Below are 17891 nucleotides of genomic sequence, written 5' to 3'. Positions count from 1 at the left end.
AACCTAAACGATTACCAAAAAAAATTCGCCGTTCGCTTAAAAAAAAAAGCTAGTTGAACTGAAACAACTACCTTTGCTACACAAACCGAATATACCTGAACCTATCATGTTCTGGTATTTGAATATAACCTCATCCTCCGATAAACCAGAAGGCACATTGCCAACTTATTTTACCATTTCCTTTGATATTCCAGTAATAAAATACCGGGTACTAGATGATTATTATCAGATAATTGTTCCTATGCCCCTATAATCAAATAGTTAAAGGATTTAAATAGAATATGGATATAGTATTTTTTATAAAGGCACTACTTAAAAAGAAATGGTGGATAATTATTAGTACTGCAGTTGCTGTAGCTGCCGCCTTTGCCTTTACCATTGGGAAACCCCGGCTCTATGCTTCCACAGCTCAATTGGCCACAGGATTCACCACCAATGAACAAATCAAATTACGGGACGAAAACCTAAATTTGTTTGAAGCAGATGTGAAATTTGATAATGTGGTGGAAACAATGAATTCTCCATTGGTAATCGGACTGCTATCCTGCGACCTCATGATGCATGATCTGACCTCCAATAAGCCATTCAGAACCCTGACAGAAAAGGAATTTAAAAAACCAGAATATAAAGTTGCCAACAGAGAAGAGATCTATAGAATTTGCAGAAAGAAGTATGATTCTCTGGAAGTACTGTCAAGCTCCTCTCCTGAAGAAAGAAGAGTGCTCGAATACATGAAATTATATAAGTATGATTACGAATCTGTTCGCAAAATGATTTATGCAAACAGATTATCCCGTACAGACTACATCAATATAATTGCCTACACCGAAAATCCGGATCTTTCCGCCTATGCTGTAAATAGCCTGTATCGCGAATTCATCAGGTTTTATCGCAGCTCACGTTCAGAAAGAACTATTGAAAACGTAGCCACTTTTGAATCGCTCGTTAACCAGAAGAAAAAAGAATTGGATGCTAAGATCGAAGCATTGAGGCAATATAAAACAGCCCAGGGTGTATTGAACGTGGAAACCGCAAGTGGAAATGAATGGGACCTCATTAAACAATTTGAAAAATCTTTGTCGGATGAGCGGGCGAATTTCAATGCTTTACAAGCTTCTATCAATAACCTCAGCGATCAGCTCAATCAAGCCGGTAGTGGTAAAGCCGCCTATAATAATTCAAATGGTGAGATCCTGGCATTAAGAAAACAAATCAACGACTTAAATGATGAGTACCTCCGTACTGGTAGCTCAGATAATGCCCTGGCAGATAAAATTAAAGCACAACGTGCCAAATTACAGAAAGCGCTTATAGATAACGGTACACCTAGCGGCAAAGTAGCTTCCCGTGATGAATTGATGCAACGTAAAAGTGCGCAGGAAGCCGAATTAAGTGCTTCTAAGCTGAATATCAGTAGCCTGGAAAGCAAAATCAATAGATTACGTTCTTCCGTTGGCTCATATGCCAATAAAGAAGCAACTGTAGGTAGCTTACAACAGGAAGTAACACTGGCCCAGGAAGAATACAATAAATTGAAGGAGAAACTTGCTGCTGCATTAGATAATAATAATGTGCCTCAGGACAACTTCCGCCAAACTTTAAAAGGTCAGCCAGCCTTTACTCCTGAATCGTCCAAGCGTTTAATAATTATGGGAATGTCGGGTGCTGCTGTGTTTATTATAGCGAGTCTTGGAATTCTCTTTACAGAATTTATGGACAATTCCTTAAAGTCTCCATCTGTCTTTAATCGCCAAAGCAACCTGAAACTCATTGCTACCATCAATCATACTAACCTCCGTAAGTATGATATTCTGGAAACGCTACAGAAAAAAACAGATGAAACGCAGTGGCTGAAGCGTCAGAATATGTTCAGAGAGCTGCTAAGGAAGCTCCGTTTTGAACTGGAAAACAGCCAGAGAAAAATATTCCTGTTCACCAGTACAGAACCTCAACAGGGCAAAACCACCCTGGTACAAGCAGTAGCCTATAGTCTGAGCCTGAGCAATAAACGTGTGCTTGTTCTGGATACTAACTTTTGTAATAATGATATAACTGTTCAGATGGAAGCGGCTAAGACTTTAGAATCTTTCTCCCTTCCACCTCAGGATTTTAGTATCGAGAAATTCCGGGAATATGTTACCACATATAGCACACCGGGAATTGAAGTAATGGGATGCAAAGGAGGCGACTATACTCCTTCTGAAATATTGCCTCCAAATAATGTGTTGAATTACCTTGATGAACTCAAGAAATACTACGACTATATTATTATGGAAGGTGCTCCGTTGAATGATTTTACCGACAGCCGTGAGCTTTCAGCTTATGCAGAAGGTGTTGTAGCTATATTTTCTTCCAAACTCCACATGAAACAAATAGACCACGAATCTTCAGAATTTCTGGAAAGTCTTGGTGATAAATTCCTGGGAGTAGTATTGAATGCTGTGAAGGAAGATTTTCTGGAGCTCTGATAATTAAGTCATCAGCAACTGTCCAATATGACAAATAACTCGACCACAACTGATAGTAAACGTTATGCCTGGGTGGATTATGCCAAGGGTATAGCTATTATATTGGTAGTATACAGGCATTTGGCTTATGGTTTACTGGCAAAAGGTATAGAAATGCCCGCATCAATAATAGCTGCTAATGATATGCTTTACAGCTTCAGAATGCCACTATTCTTTTTGCTGTCAGGAGCTTTTTTTGTGAGGAGTTTAAGTAAACGGGGGGAAAATAGTTTTGTTTTTAATAAGATAAATACTTTACTCTACCCATACTTATTATGGGCTATCGTACAAATAACTTTGCAAATTGTATTTTCTGCCTATACAAACTCAAGCAGAACATTAGCCGATTACCTGGATATCTTTTTACAACCAAGAAAGTTGGATCAACTTTGGTATCTGTTTGCACTGTTTAATGTAACAATATTATACCTGACTGTAAACCTGCTTACTAAAGGCAACAAATATATTCATCTGCTCATTGGACTGGTATTTTTGGGGTTCTCTCCTACCATTCGTGAATACAGTGCCTTGTATGATATAATGTTGCATTACATATTTTTTGCAGTGGGAGACTTTGGTGCAAAATTTTTCTTTCAGGAGAATGTACAACAACGGTTATCAAATCCCCAATACCTGTTTTTTTCATTCTTTGTATTTATAGGATTGCAATTTTACTACCTATTTCATCAGGACATGAATATGTTTCTTTATTTACCGATAGCACTTTATGGATGTCTGTTTGTTATACAACTTTCTTCCTGCCTTGCTGCCAGTAATAAACTACAGTTCTTTCGGACAATCGGGCACTATTCTCTATACATATATTTATTGCATGTGAGTATAGCTGCAATTTTGCGGGAAATATTGATAAGAAGTGGGCTGACTAACGGTACAATACTGCTGGTTATATTAATTCCATCTGCTATTAGTCTTTCATTATTGATATATAAATGCTGTGTCAAATTTGGATTTTCCTTCCTCTTTACCGGCCAATTTAAAGTAAAACAAAGATCTAAAAGCGTTTCACTGCAATGAAAAAGAAAGTAAAGAAGAAACCTATAGATCAATCATTTCATCAAACCCTGATCATGATTTTTATTGTTTTGGTATTAATAGCCATGTCGGTAAAAATTGTGTTCTTGTAATTGAGCATTGTGGAATATACGAAGAGAAACATACTGACTTATTCACTCACCGCTATTTGGATATTAGCTATACCACTAATTGCTTACCTGAGTTCAATAGACGTAAAGTTTGCTGTGCTATTGCTTGGAGGAGTATTTGGGCTGGCGTTGGCTGGAGTTGCCGTAATGAACTACAGGGCCGGGTACTATATTGCGGTTACAGTTGCATTAACAGTACGGGTGCTTGAAAGAATGTCTGGCGCTGAATTAAGTGTGGGTGTAGTGATCGATGCAATGCTATTGATTACCATACTTGGTAGTCTGATGAACCAGGATGATAAAAGTATTCGAAAGATTGATTTCATAAGGGATCCCTTATTAATTTCATTTTACATCTACACAGGATTGATTTTACTTGAGTTTTTCAATCCTGCTGTTCATGACCGTCATGGCTGGACAACCTTCGCCCGTGGGTTATTGAGAAATTATCTTTTTATGTTTCTTGTAATGAAGCTTATAAGAAATATGAAGGATCTCCAATTCTTCCTGAAATTCTGGATTACAATACTTACAATAGCTGCAATCTATGCCTGTATCCAGCAATGGTTTGGTTTACTCCCGTTTGAGAAATCATTCATTGCCCGGTATCCTGAAAAATTCAAGACGGTACTCATTATTACAGGCATTCGCATATTTTCATTCATGTCTGATCCCGCGGTATTTGGCTTGTTAATGGCATGTGGTGTAATTATCAATATAACCTTACTTACCAGCTCCCAAAAACTGATTTCAATAAGGAAAAAAGTACTGCTGGTGATTTCCATGATTTTGCAATTTATGGCCCTGGGATATTCAGGAACAAGAACTGCTTACATCATGGTACCAATGGGAATATTAATACTGGTTCTTATAAATCTAAAAAACCGTAATACTATCATTGGAGTAGCATTATTTGTACTTGCATTTTTAGTGATGATGTTTGGGCCATTTCATAATAGTCCCACTATTGTTCGTATCAGAACTGCCTTTTCCGGCACTGAAGATGCTTCGCTCAATGTAAGAGATGTTAACAGACATCGTATTCAACCATATATATATAGTCATCCTATCGGTGGCGGGTTACTTAGTTGTGAACCAGGTTCAGGTACCGAACTGGATGGATTTCCACCGGATAGCGGTTATCTCCGTACGGCATTGGAACAAGGTCCGATTGGTCTTATTCTGGTGATGATTAATCTATATCTGCTACTGAAATATGCTATTGCCAATTACTTCAATGGTAAAACAGAAGAAGAAAAACAATTTGCACTAACAGTTGCCTGCGTATTGTTTGCTCTAACGGTTAGTATGTATGCTCAGGAAGCATCCGGACTGATAGAGTCGGCAATGCTATATTATGGGCTTAATGGAATAGTAATCAAGACAAAATATTTATCAACTACAAATATCAACAAATGAAACAGATCCTGTTTTTCTTATTAGCGACGTGTACCTGTAGCACTTTATCAGCCCAGGAGCAACATTCTGCCCGTGATACCTCAATAATATTAAAGTTACCTACCGAAACTTATACTGTTGAAAAGTTGAAAGTAAGATTGGTGGAATTAGCCATGAACAATCCATCTATCAAGCTTCTGGAAGAGAAGAAAACAGCAACAAATTATGATCAGACCAGGGCCAAAGCCGGTTGGTTGAATATGCTTACCGCCGCTGGTAACTTAAACGAGTATACGATTAAAGGAAATACCAATAATAACACCCTTTATCCAAGATATAATTTTGGTATAATGGTTCCTTTGGGAAATTTTGTAAGTATCCCAGCTGAAGTAAAGTCTATTAAAGCCACTGGCAGATCTATTGATCAGCAAAAAGAAGGTGAAAAGCTAAACCTGAAATCAGCAGTTTTAAGAGCATATGAAGATTATTCAGCGAATAAACAATTGTATGAATTGCAACTACCATTGTTGGAAGATGCCTATAACCACTATAAACAAACTGAATCCAAATTTTCAGGTGGAGATCAAAATACTGCAGTAGAAACTGTAAACGATGCATATCGTATTTACAATGCAGAAATGGTAAGAAAAGTAAATCTTGAAAGAGATGTAAAACAGTCTAAGTACATTCTTGAAGCGATTATAGGCACTACGCTGGAAGACGTTTTATTACATCTGTAAATTATTCCTTTTTATAAGTAGATGAAGAAGATAGTATTTATTACACTTATTTTGATATGCGGAAGGGTGGCACTGGGGCAGCAGACTTCTTTGAAACCATTTGAAGAAATTCAGGTACCGATAACACCCTGGCATCATGTTCCGGCATTGATCCACTTACCTCCCAACATGAAAGAAGGGAAAAAGTATCCCATTATCATTGCTTTTCATGGTAAAAGTATTGCTGGAGATGACGTGACAAAAATATTTCACCAGGGAGTGACCAAACAAATGCATGCAGGGAAAAACATCGATGCTGTAAATAAAGTAGATGGAAAAAAATACGAATTCATTGTATTCGCTCCATTGGCAACCAGCTGGTCTTTAGGCCCCGAACACTTAAATGTTGCACTGGATGACCTGCTGAAAAGATACCCGATAGACCCTGCACGTGTTTACATTACTGGTTATAGTGCGGGTGGCTGGTCTGTTGGCATGGCAATTACAGACCCGGTTACAGCACCTCGTATAGCCGCAGCCGTATGTATGTCGCCTGCTTCTATTTACGACAAAAATTTAAAGAGTTTCTCCATTACTGCCAAAAACAATATTCATACCTGGTACTTTGCAGGAACCGAAGAAATTGCATTTCTAAGTAATTGCAAGGCATATGTCGACAGTACCAATAAATATAAGCCAGGGCTAACTAAAATAACCATAGGCGATCATAAACATTGTTGTTGGGAAACTTACTACACCCCATCGTATAAGGAAGATGGTTTAAACATCTACGAGTGGCTTCTACAATATAAGAAATGAGAAAAGCACTGAAAATTGTAACGTTCATTTTGGGAGTCTGTATCCTAGCCGGATTGGCTATTTACGTGTGGATGAGTTTTTCTCAGGAGAAATACAGCGTAAATGACCAATTAAGGTCACAGGCTCCAGGGGAGTTTATTGCCTTAAAGGATGGACTTGTTCATTACAAAATAAGTGGTACGGATAGTAGTCATACTATCGTTTTTATTCATGGAGGCGGGGCTACAGGTATGGAAGTTTGGGATTATACATTACCATCTATGCTTGAGGGTAGCCCCAGGATTCTTACATATGACCTTTATGGCAGGGGGTATTCCGACCGCCCGGATGTGGACTATTCTGCTGAATTATATGAGCAACAATTAAAGCAGTTACTCGACACATTAGGATTTAAGCAGCCCGTAGATCTGGTGGCTATGTCTATGGGCTCAGCCATTGCCATGCAGTTTACCGCCAGGCATCCGGAAAGGGTAAGAAAACTTGTGTTGTTGGGCCCCGCAGCGAGCGGAGATTTACGCGCCTCAAAATTATTGTCTGTTCCAGTGCTAGACAAATTTCTGATGACCTGTTATTGGTATCCGCGTTCAATAGAAAATCAGCGAAAAGAATTCAGGGATATGGAGTTATTTGCAAAATATAGCCAGCGATTGCAGCACTTCATTGACTTTGAAGGATATAAACGAATTACATTATCTACCTGGCATTGCATGCTGAATAAAAGCCAGTTGCATTTTTTGTCGGCCATTCAGCCCAACAGCATTTTGCTGATCTACGGAGATAGTGATCCCTTCTTCCCTATTCAAAAACTAGAGGATTATAAAAAATTATACCCGACATTGATTAGCAAAAAGATAACCAATGCCGGGCATATGCCACATTATGAGCAACCAGATCAAGTGAATCCTTTAATAAAAGATTTTCTTAAGCTGGATTGAAACGTTATTTCCGATACCCGGAAGACAGAATAGCTGAACCGACCTTAGGTTGATAGAAATTATTGGTATCCACACCTGCTTCAGCTACTGTCGGAATCCTGGTATTTGCTTCAGCTCCGGTTCCTTCTACATAAACGCCTCCATTTTCAGTATATACATATGCGTTGAAGCTTACTGTAGTTCCGATTGGTTTAGGCTGAATAAATGCATTGGATTTAACTTGCTGAGGAGCTTTCATTCCCTGATAACCATTAATTCGAAGACATACTCCACCTACATTTGCAATTGTATTATTCTGAATCTGAATTACGGCATTATTTGTTCCTCTTAAACTTACACCATCGCCTTCATTATCTCTCAGCAGATTGTTTTTAATGATGTGAGTAGCGCCGTTCTCTCCTGTTCCATAAAATTGGATTAACTCACCCCAACCGTTATGTACGTAATTGTCATGAACGTTGGTATTAGTAGTTCTTCCTCCGATCAGGATACCACCATTGTGGCCGGAATTATGTTGTCCGCCCCATTGGGTTACTTCATTTCCAGCAATCTCCAACTGGTCTATAGCTGAGGTTTGAATACCATCTTTTCCGCCACTTAAAACCCTGTTGTTGAAGATCTTTACATTACGCCATTTAATTGGCTGCACATAATTCTGTCCGGGAGTAAACCCTGAAGGATCGCCGTAATAGGGAGCATTGGCAGTAAGATTCCAATAAAGGGCAGTATGTCCTATATACATTGCTTCATTATAGGTTTCGCTAATTTCAACATCATGAATAAGCAGATTCTCCATGGTTGAATTGGGGTAATGGGTAGAAGGATCGTCTTTTAACGGTTCTGTCTTTGCCCAAATTCCTGTTCCACCGTTTCGGATTGTAATATTGCTGATCTCGAAATTGTCGGAATGACTGCTAAGTGTAAGATTGAAATATGCCTCTCTTGAAGGTTGAGTGCTTCCATCGATCAGAATATCTGATTTACTTTTACTTCCACCAACCTTAATATAATGGCAGTTAACGAAGCTAAAAGCAGTAGACCATGAGCCTCCGTTCCAGGAAGGAACGCCTATTTTAACAACGGTACCAGGAGCATTCCTAACAATAATTGGATTGCCGGCAGAACCTTTCAGATTTGTAATAACAACAGTAGTAAAAGTTCCTTTTAAATTAAGGATATCCCCTCCTTTATATTGTCCTTTGCTGTCATCCAGTAATAATCTTCCATTTGCATCAGGTACAAAAGTGTATTCCTTACCTGTAGAGGGTACTGGTTTGCCAGCAGTAGTTGTATCGGTTTGGCCGTGCGTTGGTATTTCCAGAGTGTTTTTTTCTTTTGAGCAACTGCCAAGAGCAAAGAAGAATGCAAATGCAAGTAGCATCATAATTCTTGAAGAGATTGAATGTTTCTTCATCATGGTCTTTCAAAATTCAGTTATGGTGTGTAATGGTTTTTCTTTCTACCTATGGTAGTTTGCTTTCCTAGAGTTATAGAATAAATTGTTTGGACATGGTGCCAGCCTACTTTTTTCCGGATAAAAGCTTGTGGCTGGTAATTTTAACTTGCCTGCAATATCTATAAATCTAAATACAAAAACGCAATTTATATTTCAAATATTATTAATACATAAAACACAAAATTACGTTAGGCTATAAGTCTGGGTATCTCAACCTTGTAAGTTGGTTGAACTACTTATTAAATTGCGGGGTGCAAATACTTATCAGCCTTGAAATCCAATACCATTAACCATATTATTTATTTTTATATATATTTTTAGTCATTATATATAAAAAATTTTGAACTTTTTTTAGACTTTATGTTGAAGGAACTGCTGATTAATTAAAAGTTTAGCCCATTTTACCTGGTAAACGACTCAAAATAAAAGGCCAGTACACTTTTGAAGTTGTACTGGCCAGTAAATATGCTGATCACTTTATTTATTAGAGGGAGAAAGCAGCTTTCACTTTATCCACGTAATCCAGTTTTTCCCATGTAAACAATTCCACTTCCACTTTTTTCTCGTTCTTCTTGCCTTTATTGAATACTTTGGTAATAGTCTGAGGTTGACGGCCCATATGTCCATAAGCTGCGGTTTCGCTATAAATAGGGTTACGCAGTTTCAGGCGTTGTTCGATAGCATAAGGGCGCAGATCGAAGATTTCTTCTACTTTTTTAGCGATTTCACCGTCATGGAGCCCTACTTTGCTGGTACCGTAAGTATTTACGTAAACGCCGCAAGGTTTAGCAACACCGATAGCGTATGAAACCTGTACTAATATTTCGTCACAAACTCCGGCAGCTACCAGGTTTTTAGCGATATGACGGGTAGCATAAGCAGCAGAGCGGTCTACTTTGGAAGGATCTTTACCAGAGAAAGCACCACCACCGTGCGCACCTTTACCACCGTAGGTATCAACGATGATTTTACGTCCTGTTAAACCAGTATCGCCATGTGGGCCACCGATTACAAATTTACCGGTTGGGTTGATATGGTGATTGATATCGTAGCCTTCAAACAGTTTTTGTAATTCAGGCTTCAATTGTGCTTTAACGCGAGGAATAAGGATGTTGATCATATCTTCCTTAATCTTAGCCAGCATTTTTCCATCCTCGTCAAAATCATCGTGTTGTGTAGAAATAACGATGGTATCAATCCTTAAAGGTTTGTTATCATCAGAATATTCGATAGTAACCTGTGATTTAGCATCAGGGCGGAGGTAAGTAATATCTTTATTTTCTCTGCGCAGGGCGGCCAGTTCGAGCAACAGTTTATGTGCCAGATCCAACGCCAACGGCATGTAGTTTTCAGTTTCACGGGTAGCATAACCAAACATCATCCCCTGGTCACCAGCACCTTGATCTTCAGGAGCTACGCGTTCAACACCCTGGTTGATATCAGGTGATTGTTCGTGAATAGCTGAGAATATACCACATGAATTAGCTTCGAACATATATTCGCTCTTCGTGTAACCAATTTTGCGAATTACTTCTCTGGCAATATCCTGAACATCCAGGTAGGCTTCTGATTTTACTTCACCAGCCAATACAACCTGGCCAGTAGTAACCAGTGTTTCACAAGCTACTTTTGACTTAAGATCATAGGCCAGAAAATTATCAATCAGGGCGTCTGAAATCTGATCTGCTACTTTATCGGGATGTCCTTCTGAAACGGATTCAGATGTAAATAAATATGGCATAAAAAACCGGGATTAGTAGATTTATGGTTTAGTATAAATAATTCTGAGTTTGATATTATACTGCGAAAGATTGCTTCCTCCGGCCTTCACACGATTTACATCCATGTAAAGAGGGGAATAGCCCTCCAATCTGAAACCGTTATTGGGGTCGAGCTTCTTGATGAACCGTTGAACGGTATTTGCAAGGTTAAAGGTATATTGAGATACCTGCACTCCTCCAAAGTTGGTAACCACCTGACGTGTGCCGCCAAAGTATGAAGCACCTCCTACATTATAATCAACGGGGATTTTGGTGGTATCACCGTTTGTATACTGGCGCAAAGATAAGCTAGTTGGAGGAATAAAAATATCATTTCTATCAGTTGGTCCATTAGTTACCTCAGTAATTACCAATTCAACTTTATTGATTAACACATTAGGGAAGTTCTCCAATCCCGGAATTTTAATGTTGGTAAATAATCCCGGAGCTGCATTCAGGAACAAAAGGCTGTCGCCATTTGGATTATTGGAGTTAATAAATCTGGCAGCCTGAGAACCATTATAATTACGAATAAAATAGTTCGCGTGTGCACTGGCATACTGATTGAATCCCATTGTTGCAATCAGGGAATCATCAGTACTGTTTTTATAGAAAACAGACAACTTGGTATTGGAGTTGTTGAGATCCAGATAAATCATATTGCTGGTGTTACCTAAACTGGTATCAGGTACAATGGCAAACCCTTTCAGATAATCCCTGAACGACGAATCATTTTTAAAGGCACCATCAGTGGTTTGTTGCAATAAATTATTTCCAAATGCACTGCTCAATTTAATTCTGAGCTGTGCGGCTTGCATATTCCCGTAAATATTTACGGAGTCGCGCAGTGAAATAGGAGTAACAGTAGCTGTACCTAGTAATTCGCCTTTGTTATACCCCAACACTTTATTGTAAGCATAATTCGAATCAATGGTAAACCCTGGTTCATTCATACGATAAACCCTGAAGGTTTGTGGAGTAGACGAGTCTCCGGAATATCCTGCATAGCTAACGGATAATACTACAGAGTCCAACGTCTGACCGGTACCATCAAAGGTAAAATCGCTCTTCGGTAATGACACCTGCATAAACACGAAGGCCTGGGTTCTACCGAAAACCGGGTCGGTATTAATTGAACCGAGGATTTTTTTATAGGCATTCTGACCATTCAGAATGGAAGAATCATAGCGTAGGATGTTGTTGGCTATGATGTCGGTAATGATAGTATCCTGTGAATTTACCAGATCGCCCGGGGGAATAAGACTTCCTCCAAGAATTGTTGATTTGTTACAACCAGCAGCTCCAAATAGTAGAGTTATATAGGTAGCTAAAAAGCTAAGGTTCCTGAAATTGATCTTCACGCGTTAAGTTGTTAGTGAGTATTGTTTTAAAACTGCCCGAACATGCTTATTAATTGGCTATTTGCCTAACAACTGGTTATACAATTGTAAGTAATCGCCAAGATCTTCATTATCTTTTTTGAAAGGTAAGATTATCTTTCCTTTTTCCGCTTTAACCTCATCCACCACTTTCTTCTCCAGTTTCTCACCGGCCAACACAACAGCATCTGCATACTTCGCTGCACCTCTGTTTAAAGCAGTATTGGTACCTTCTTTAAAAAGCTCCAGATCTTTTTCCTTAATCTGATTACTGATAGTCGCTTTTTTAATGAAAGTTGAACCCAACTTCTCTTTAAAAGAATTTGGCGTCAACGAATATATGACTTTTGAATTAGCAAAAACAGGTTCCTTCTTATAGGCCGTTTTTAAATACATCGGAATCAAAGAAGTCATCCACCCGCTACAATGAATAATATCCGGAGGCCATCCGAATTTTTTCACCGTCTCGAGGGCTCCTTTACAGAAGAACACAGCTCTCGCAGCATTGTCATCAAAAAACTCCTCGTTCTCATCTGCAAAAACCGTCTTCCGCTTAAAATAATCTTCATTATCCAGGAAGTACACCTGCAAACGGGCATTAGGCAGCGAGGCAACCTTAATAATCAACGGATAATCATCTCCGTCAATTACTATGTTGATACCCGACAACCTTACAACTTCATGCAAACGGTGTCTTCTCTCATTAATAATTCCAAATCTAGGCATGATCACTCTCACTTCCAGGCCAGCCTCATTGGACTTAATTGCCATTTTATTGACCATGGCCGCATATTCACTCAACTCCAGATACGGCGACATCTCTTGGGCAATAAAAAGAATTCTTTTCTTTGTGGACATTTAACGCTGATTATTAATGCAGTAATTTTTAATTTGGCTTGCAAAATTACGGATTTTTTACGGAATATTGGTCAATCTGTCAGTTTTAACATCCTTTTAAGCAATGAATTATGTATCTATTTAAGCGCAAAACCGACCTAAAGAAGCATTTAGACCTGGTAAGAAAAAATAACAAAAGCATTGGTTTTGTGCCTACTATGGGCGCCCTCCACCAAGGACACCTGTCACTTATTCAGGCCGCAAAAAAAGAAACGGATGTGGTCGTTTGCAGCATTTTTGTCAATCCGACACAATTCAATGATTCAAAAGATTTCGAAAAATATCCCATTACCGTAGATGAGGATATTAAAAAATTAAATACTGTATCCACGGATATACTTTTTTTACCATCTGTAGAAGAAATGTATCCTGATGGGCCCAACGGTCAACAACCCCATTACGACTTCGGAAACCTGGAAAACCTTCTCGAAGGAGAATTCAGACCAGGACATTTCCAAGGCGTTGGTATAATCGTTCACAAGTTACTGGATATTGTGCAACCTGACCAGCTTTTTATGGGACAAAAAGACCTTCAACAGTGTCTGATTGTTCGTCAACTGCTGCATATCATTCAGTCAAATACCAAACTGGTAGTATGTCCTACCCAACGTGAGGCCGATGGTTTAGCCATGAGCAGTCGGAATGCCCGACTCTCTCCCACTGCCAGAAAAAAAGCAATTGCTATTTATCAAGCACTGCAAAAGATAAAACAGAACTACGGTAAAGGCCTCCTTTTTATGGAAGATGCCCACGAAGCATTCGACTTCCTCAAAAATGAAGGATTCGATCCCGAATACGTTGATATTCTGATAGTAGAAAACGGTACCATTCACAAACTAAACGAACCTCCCGCTGAAAGCGCTACCGTAGTAGCCGCCATCGCTGCCTGGCTCGACGGTGTCCGACTGATCGATAACATAATTTTACAAGGCCGGATTTAACCATATTCAGTGCCCGCCATCGCTTACTGCAATTCTATAGCGGGCGCTGATTTATGTTCGGTTATTTTTCCATAGCTTTGCAAACGCTCTTTAAACAGCGTTAAGCCAGTTATAGTTATGCAAATTGAAATTTTAAAGTGTAAGATTCACCGCGCGGTAGTTACGGAAGCCAATCTGCAATATGTTGGAAGTATCACGATTGACGAAGACCTGATGGATGCCGCTGGTTTAATTGAATACGAAAAAGTTCAGGTAGTAAACGTTAATAACGGAGAAAGACTAGAAACTTACGTAATTAAAGGAAAACGTGCTTCTGGTGTCATCTGTCTGAATGGCCCGGCTGCCAGAAAGGTTGCTCCAGGAGATATCGTAATTATCATCTCCTATGCAATTATGGACTTCGAAGAAGCTAAAAAATATACACCTATTGCCGTATTCCCGAAAGAGGGAAATAAATTATAAACCCATTTATTGTTTTTTAATCAACCCTAAAGTCCTGCTACATGCCTAAAGCACTAAAAAACCTTCTAAAGTTTATTTGCTTTTTCGGCATAGGGGTGTTACTTATTTGGCTGTTTACCAGAGGTATTTCTCCGGAACAATGGGCTCAAATCAATGCTGCTTTTCGTAGTGCCAACTACTGGCTACTTATACCAACTATGATCATTGGTATCGCCAGTCACTGGTTCAGAGCCATTAGATGGAAATTCCTCATGAAGCCATTAGGCTATCAGCCTTCTACTCTCAACACCTTTTTTGCTGTTATGGTAGGTTACCTCGTAAACCTGGCCATTCCCCGTCTGGGAGAAGTTACCCGCTGCGGCGTTATCGCACGCTACGAAAAAGTGCCAGCCGATAAACTCGTAGGCACCATGATCGCCGAACGTGCCGTTGATCTGCTCTGTCTTATCCTCCTCATGGTACTTACCGTACTTTCACAGCTCGAAACGCTAGGCTCTTACGTCAATGAAACAATCATTCAAAAACTCAGCGAAAAAATCGCCAATGCCAACCTGGTACAAATCCTGGCCGGAATTGGAATCCTGGTTCTAGTTATTGTACTCATTGCCTGGCTCCTTCGGAAATTTTCACGTTCCAAAGTAGCCGTTACCGTTAAAAATCTTGCCCGCGGTATCCTGGAAGGAATTCTTTCAATCGGTAAAATGAAGAATAAAGGATGGTTCATCGTTTATTCAATCCTTATCTGGGGCTGCTACCTCTCACAGGTTTATATTGGCTTCTACTGCCTTAAGGAAACGAACCACCTGGGCCTTAGCGCCGCACTAGCTGTACTCATGATTGGTAGTGTAGGCATGATCGTTACTCCAGGCGGAATCGGAGCTTACCCTCCCCTCGTTCAAAAAACACTTGAATTATACGGCATTCCCTATGCCATTGGTTTTGCTTTCGGATGGATCATCTGGGCTGCTCAAACTGCCCTCGTAATTGTACTGGGTATTATCAGCCTCATCGGATTATCTGTTTTCTCGCAAAGAGGCAAAGAAGCAAAGTAGCAAAGAAATTATTTGATAAAAGCGGATGTTTTTTAAAAAAACATCCGCTTTTATCATTATTCACTTTTTATTCTTTGCTACTTTGCTTCTTTGCCTCTTTGCGATATACATCACTTTTTTCCTTAACTTTAATTTAATACAGTATTTACCCTGAAAACTGTATCATCGCAATCTATAATACGATGTGAATTTTTTGAATGTAAAATAGTTTGTATGCGTTTGCCGAATGGTGAGACTTTTGATAATATTACAATGCCGGATGTATCATTAACCAAGAAAACGACCCGAAAAAAAAGTACCCCTCCCGAAAAGAAAAGGCTCATTGCCAGAGATATCAGCTGGCTGGCATTTAATGCCCGGGTACTCCAGGAAGCTGCAGATAAAACGGTACCCCTTCACGAACGAATCAGATTCCTTGGAATTTTCTCCAATAACCTCGATGAATTCTTCAGAGTAAGAGTTGCCACACTTAAAAGAATGATGTCTTTTGGCAAAACTGCTAAAATGCACCTGGAAGAAAATCCTGATAAAATCTTACAGGAAATTCAAAATAAAGTAATCGAACAACAACAGGAATTTGATCACGTCTGGAAAGATATCGCTAAGGAAATGGAATCCCAGCATATCTATCTCCGCACCGAAAAACAACTGAATAAGGAACAGCAAAAGTTCGTTCTCAACTATTTCAACGAGCAGGTACGCACGAATATCATCCCTTTGATGATAGAAAGTATCCAACAATTCCCTATTCTTCGCGATAAATCAATTTACCTGGCCATAGTACTGGCCAGACAAGATAACTCCGTACGCCAGAAATTTGCATTGATAGAAATTCCTACCAATGTATTACCCCGGTTTATCATCCTCCCCTCCAAACCAGGAGAGCATGATATTATTCTGCTGGAAGACCTCATCCGTTTCTGCCTCCCAAACATCTTTGTTTACTTCGGGTACGATAAGTTCTCTGCACATATCATTAAAGTGACCAGAGATGCCGAATTAGACATTGACAATGATGTTTCCGATAGTTTGATCCATCAGCTGGAAAAAGGGCTTAAAGACCGCCGGAAGGGTAAACCCGTGCGCTTTGTGTACGACAAGGAAATTGATCCTTTATTGCTCGAATATCTCATGCGCCGCCAGGGCTTATCAGGGAAAGACAACCTCATCCCCGGCGCCAGAATTCATAACTTTAAGGATTTCATGAGCTTCCCTGAGTCGATCTTCCCGCCTCATACTCATCGTAAAACCTTTATTCATCCGCTTTTTCAGAATGCTCCAAGTGTAATGCATGTAATCCAACGTCACGATGTGATGCTGCATTTCCCTTATCATTCTTTTGATACTATCATCGACTTACTCCGGGAAGCAGCCATTGATCCAAACGTTTCTTCCATCAAAATAACAGCGTACAGACTGGCACGTAACTCAAAAGTTATAAATGCCCTCATTAATGCTGTCAGAAACGGCAAGCAGGTTACTGTGGTACTGGAACTCAGGGCCAGGTTTGACGAAGCTGCCAACATAGATTGGAAATCGAGATTGGAGGAAGAAGGCGTTAAGGTATTCCTGGGAGTTCCTGATATGAAAGTTCACGCCAAACTTTGCGTTATCAAGAAAAGGATTGGCAATAAAACCATTCAATGCGGATTTATCAGTACCGGGAATCTGAATGAAAAAACTGCCAGGATTTATGGTGATCACTGCCTGCTTACCTCCAACCGGGCAATTATGGCTGATATTAACAGGATCTTTTCCTACCTCGAAAACACCAGGCATGATGTGAGAATTCTGCAGGAATGTAAAACATTACCTGTAAGCCCTACCAACATGAGGGATACCTTCCTGAAACTGATAGACAGAGAGATTAAAAACGCAAAACATAATAAGAAAGCAGCCATTACCATTAAAATGAACTCGCTTTCAGATGCTGTTCTGATTGGTAAATTATATGAGGCGGCTAAATTCGGGGTAAACGTAAAAATGGTGATACGGGGAATTTGCTGCGCTTATACCGAAAATAAAAAGTGGAAGAAAAACATCATGGCCGTAAGTATCGTAGATGAATATCTGGAACATGCCAGGGTATTTATTTTCCATCATGGTGGCCAGGAAAAGGTATACATCGCCTCCTGTGACTGGATGATCCGAAACCTGGATCACCGGGTAGAAGCAGCCGTTCAAATTACGGACCCGGCTATACGTCAGGAGCTGGTCGATATCATGAATATCCAGCTTAGCGGAAACGTTAAATCCCGGATCCTGGATAACGATCAGAAGAATGAATACAAAACAGAAGGTGATAAAAAAGTAAGAACACAAATTGAGATATACAAGTATTTGAGTGAGAAGCAATACCATTAATTTCAATTTTTTTAACTTTGCTGCTTACTTAAAGATCAA

The 17891-nt window shown here is 39.5% G+C and carries 14 protein-coding genes; 10 read left to right on the top strand and 4 right to left on the bottom strand.

What is annotated here, in order from left to right:
* Positions 1 to 281: 281 nt before the first annotated feature.
* From DVR12_RS23310 to DVR12_RS23285, 6 genes are all read left to right on the top strand, one after another.
* Positions 282 to 2468: an exopolysaccharide transport family protein gene (locus DVR12_RS23310; protein ID WP_116978215.1), complete on the top strand. Its 2187-nt coding sequence runs from the start codon at positions 282 to 284 to the stop codon at positions 2466 to 2468.
* Positions 2469 to 2495: 27 nt separating this feature from the next.
* Entirely contained in the window at positions 2496 to 3542 is a 1047-nt protein-coding gene (locus DVR12_RS23305) for an acyltransferase family protein (RefSeq protein ID WP_116978214.1), read from the top strand.
* A 119-nt stretch (positions 3543 to 3661) separates the two neighbouring features.
* On the top strand, positions 3662 to 5089 hold the full coding sequence (locus tag DVR12_RS23300) for an O-antigen ligase family protein (protein WP_147323530.1): 1428 nt from the start codon (positions 3662 to 3664) through the stop codon (positions 5087 to 5089).
* Entirely contained in the window at positions 5086 to 5808 is a 723-nt protein-coding gene (locus tag DVR12_RS23295; protein WP_116978212.1) for a TolC family protein, read from the top strand. Before DVR12_RS23300 ends, DVR12_RS23295 begins: the two co-directional genes overlap by 4 nt.
* Before the next feature lie 21 nt (positions 5809 to 5829).
* Positions 5830 to 6606, top strand: a complete 777-nt coding sequence (locus tag DVR12_RS23290) for a carboxylesterase family protein (protein ID WP_116978211.1) — start codon at positions 5830 to 5832, stop codon at positions 6604 to 6606.
* The gene (locus DVR12_RS23285) at positions 6603 to 7541 is read left to right on the top strand and encodes an alpha/beta fold hydrolase (RefSeq protein ID WP_116978210.1); all 939 of its coding nucleotides are present in this window, start codon (positions 6603 to 6605) and stop codon (positions 7539 to 7541) included. The genes DVR12_RS23290 and DVR12_RS23285 overlap by 4 nt, the downstream gene beginning before the upstream one ends.
* Positions 7542 to 7545: 4 nt before the next feature.
* Here DVR12_RS23285 and DVR12_RS23280 read toward each other — a convergent pair whose 3' ends face one another.
* The 4 genes from DVR12_RS23280 to DVR12_RS23265 all read right to left on the bottom strand — a co-directional run bounded on the left by DVR12_RS23280 (position 7546) and on the right by DVR12_RS23265 (position 12994).
* A complete protein-coding gene (locus DVR12_RS23280) occupies positions 7546 to 8958 on the bottom strand; it encodes a right-handed parallel beta-helix repeat-containing protein (RefSeq protein ID WP_116978209.1) in 1413 nt (470 codons plus the stop codon).
* A gap of 523 nt (positions 8959 to 9481) precedes the next feature.
* A complete protein-coding gene (metK, locus tag DVR12_RS23275; RefSeq protein WP_116978208.1) occupies positions 9482 to 10738 on the bottom strand; it encodes a methionine adenosyltransferase in 1257 nt (418 codons plus the stop codon).
* A 21-nt stretch (positions 10739 to 10759) separates the two neighbouring features.
* A complete protein-coding gene (locus tag DVR12_RS23270; RefSeq protein WP_116978207.1) occupies positions 10760 to 12118 on the bottom strand; it encodes a DUF4270 family protein in 1359 nt (452 codons plus the stop codon).
* 57 nt (positions 12119 to 12175) lie between these two features.
* Positions 12176 to 12994, bottom strand: coding sequence for a glycogen/starch synthase (locus tag DVR12_RS23265; protein ID WP_116978206.1), 819 nt, complete (start codon positions 12992 to 12994; stop codon positions 12176 to 12178).
* A gap of 110 nt (positions 12995 to 13104) precedes the next feature.
* On the opposite strand from DVR12_RS23265, the gene panC reads away from it, so the two are divergent.
* The 4 genes from panC to ppk1 all read left to right on the top strand — a co-directional run bounded on the left by panC (position 13105) and on the right by ppk1 (position 17852).
* Complete coding sequence (gene panC, locus DVR12_RS23260; RefSeq protein ID WP_116978205.1) at positions 13105 to 13974, top strand: pantoate--beta-alanine ligase; 870 nt, start codon at positions 13105 to 13107, stop codon at positions 13972 to 13974.
* Between the two features lie 117 nt (positions 13975 to 14091).
* Complete coding sequence (panD, locus tag DVR12_RS23255; RefSeq protein WP_116978204.1) at positions 14092 to 14436, top strand: aspartate 1-decarboxylase; 345 nt, start codon at positions 14092 to 14094, stop codon at positions 14434 to 14436.
* A gap of 41 nt (positions 14437 to 14477) precedes the next feature.
* The gene (locus DVR12_RS23250; RefSeq protein WP_116978203.1) at positions 14478 to 15488 is read left to right on the top strand and encodes a lysylphosphatidylglycerol synthase transmembrane domain-containing protein; all 1011 of its coding nucleotides are present in this window, start codon (positions 14478 to 14480) and stop codon (positions 15486 to 15488) included.
* Positions 15489 to 15701: 213 nt separating this feature from the next.
* Positions 15702 to 17852 carry a polyphosphate kinase 1 gene (gene ppk1, locus DVR12_RS23245; protein ID WP_233522450.1) on the top strand — a complete coding sequence of 717 codons (2151 nt, stop codon included), beginning with the start codon at positions 15702 to 15704 and terminating at the stop codon, positions 17850 to 17852.
* Positions 17853 to 17891 lie beyond the last annotated feature (39 nt).

Source organism: Chitinophaga silvatica (assembly GCF_003419895.1).
Taxonomy (GTDB): Bacteria; Bacteroidota; Bacteroidia; order Chitinophagales; family Chitinophagaceae; genus Chitinophaga; species Chitinophaga silvatica.
This window is presented reverse-complemented; position numbering and strand designations above follow the sequence as displayed.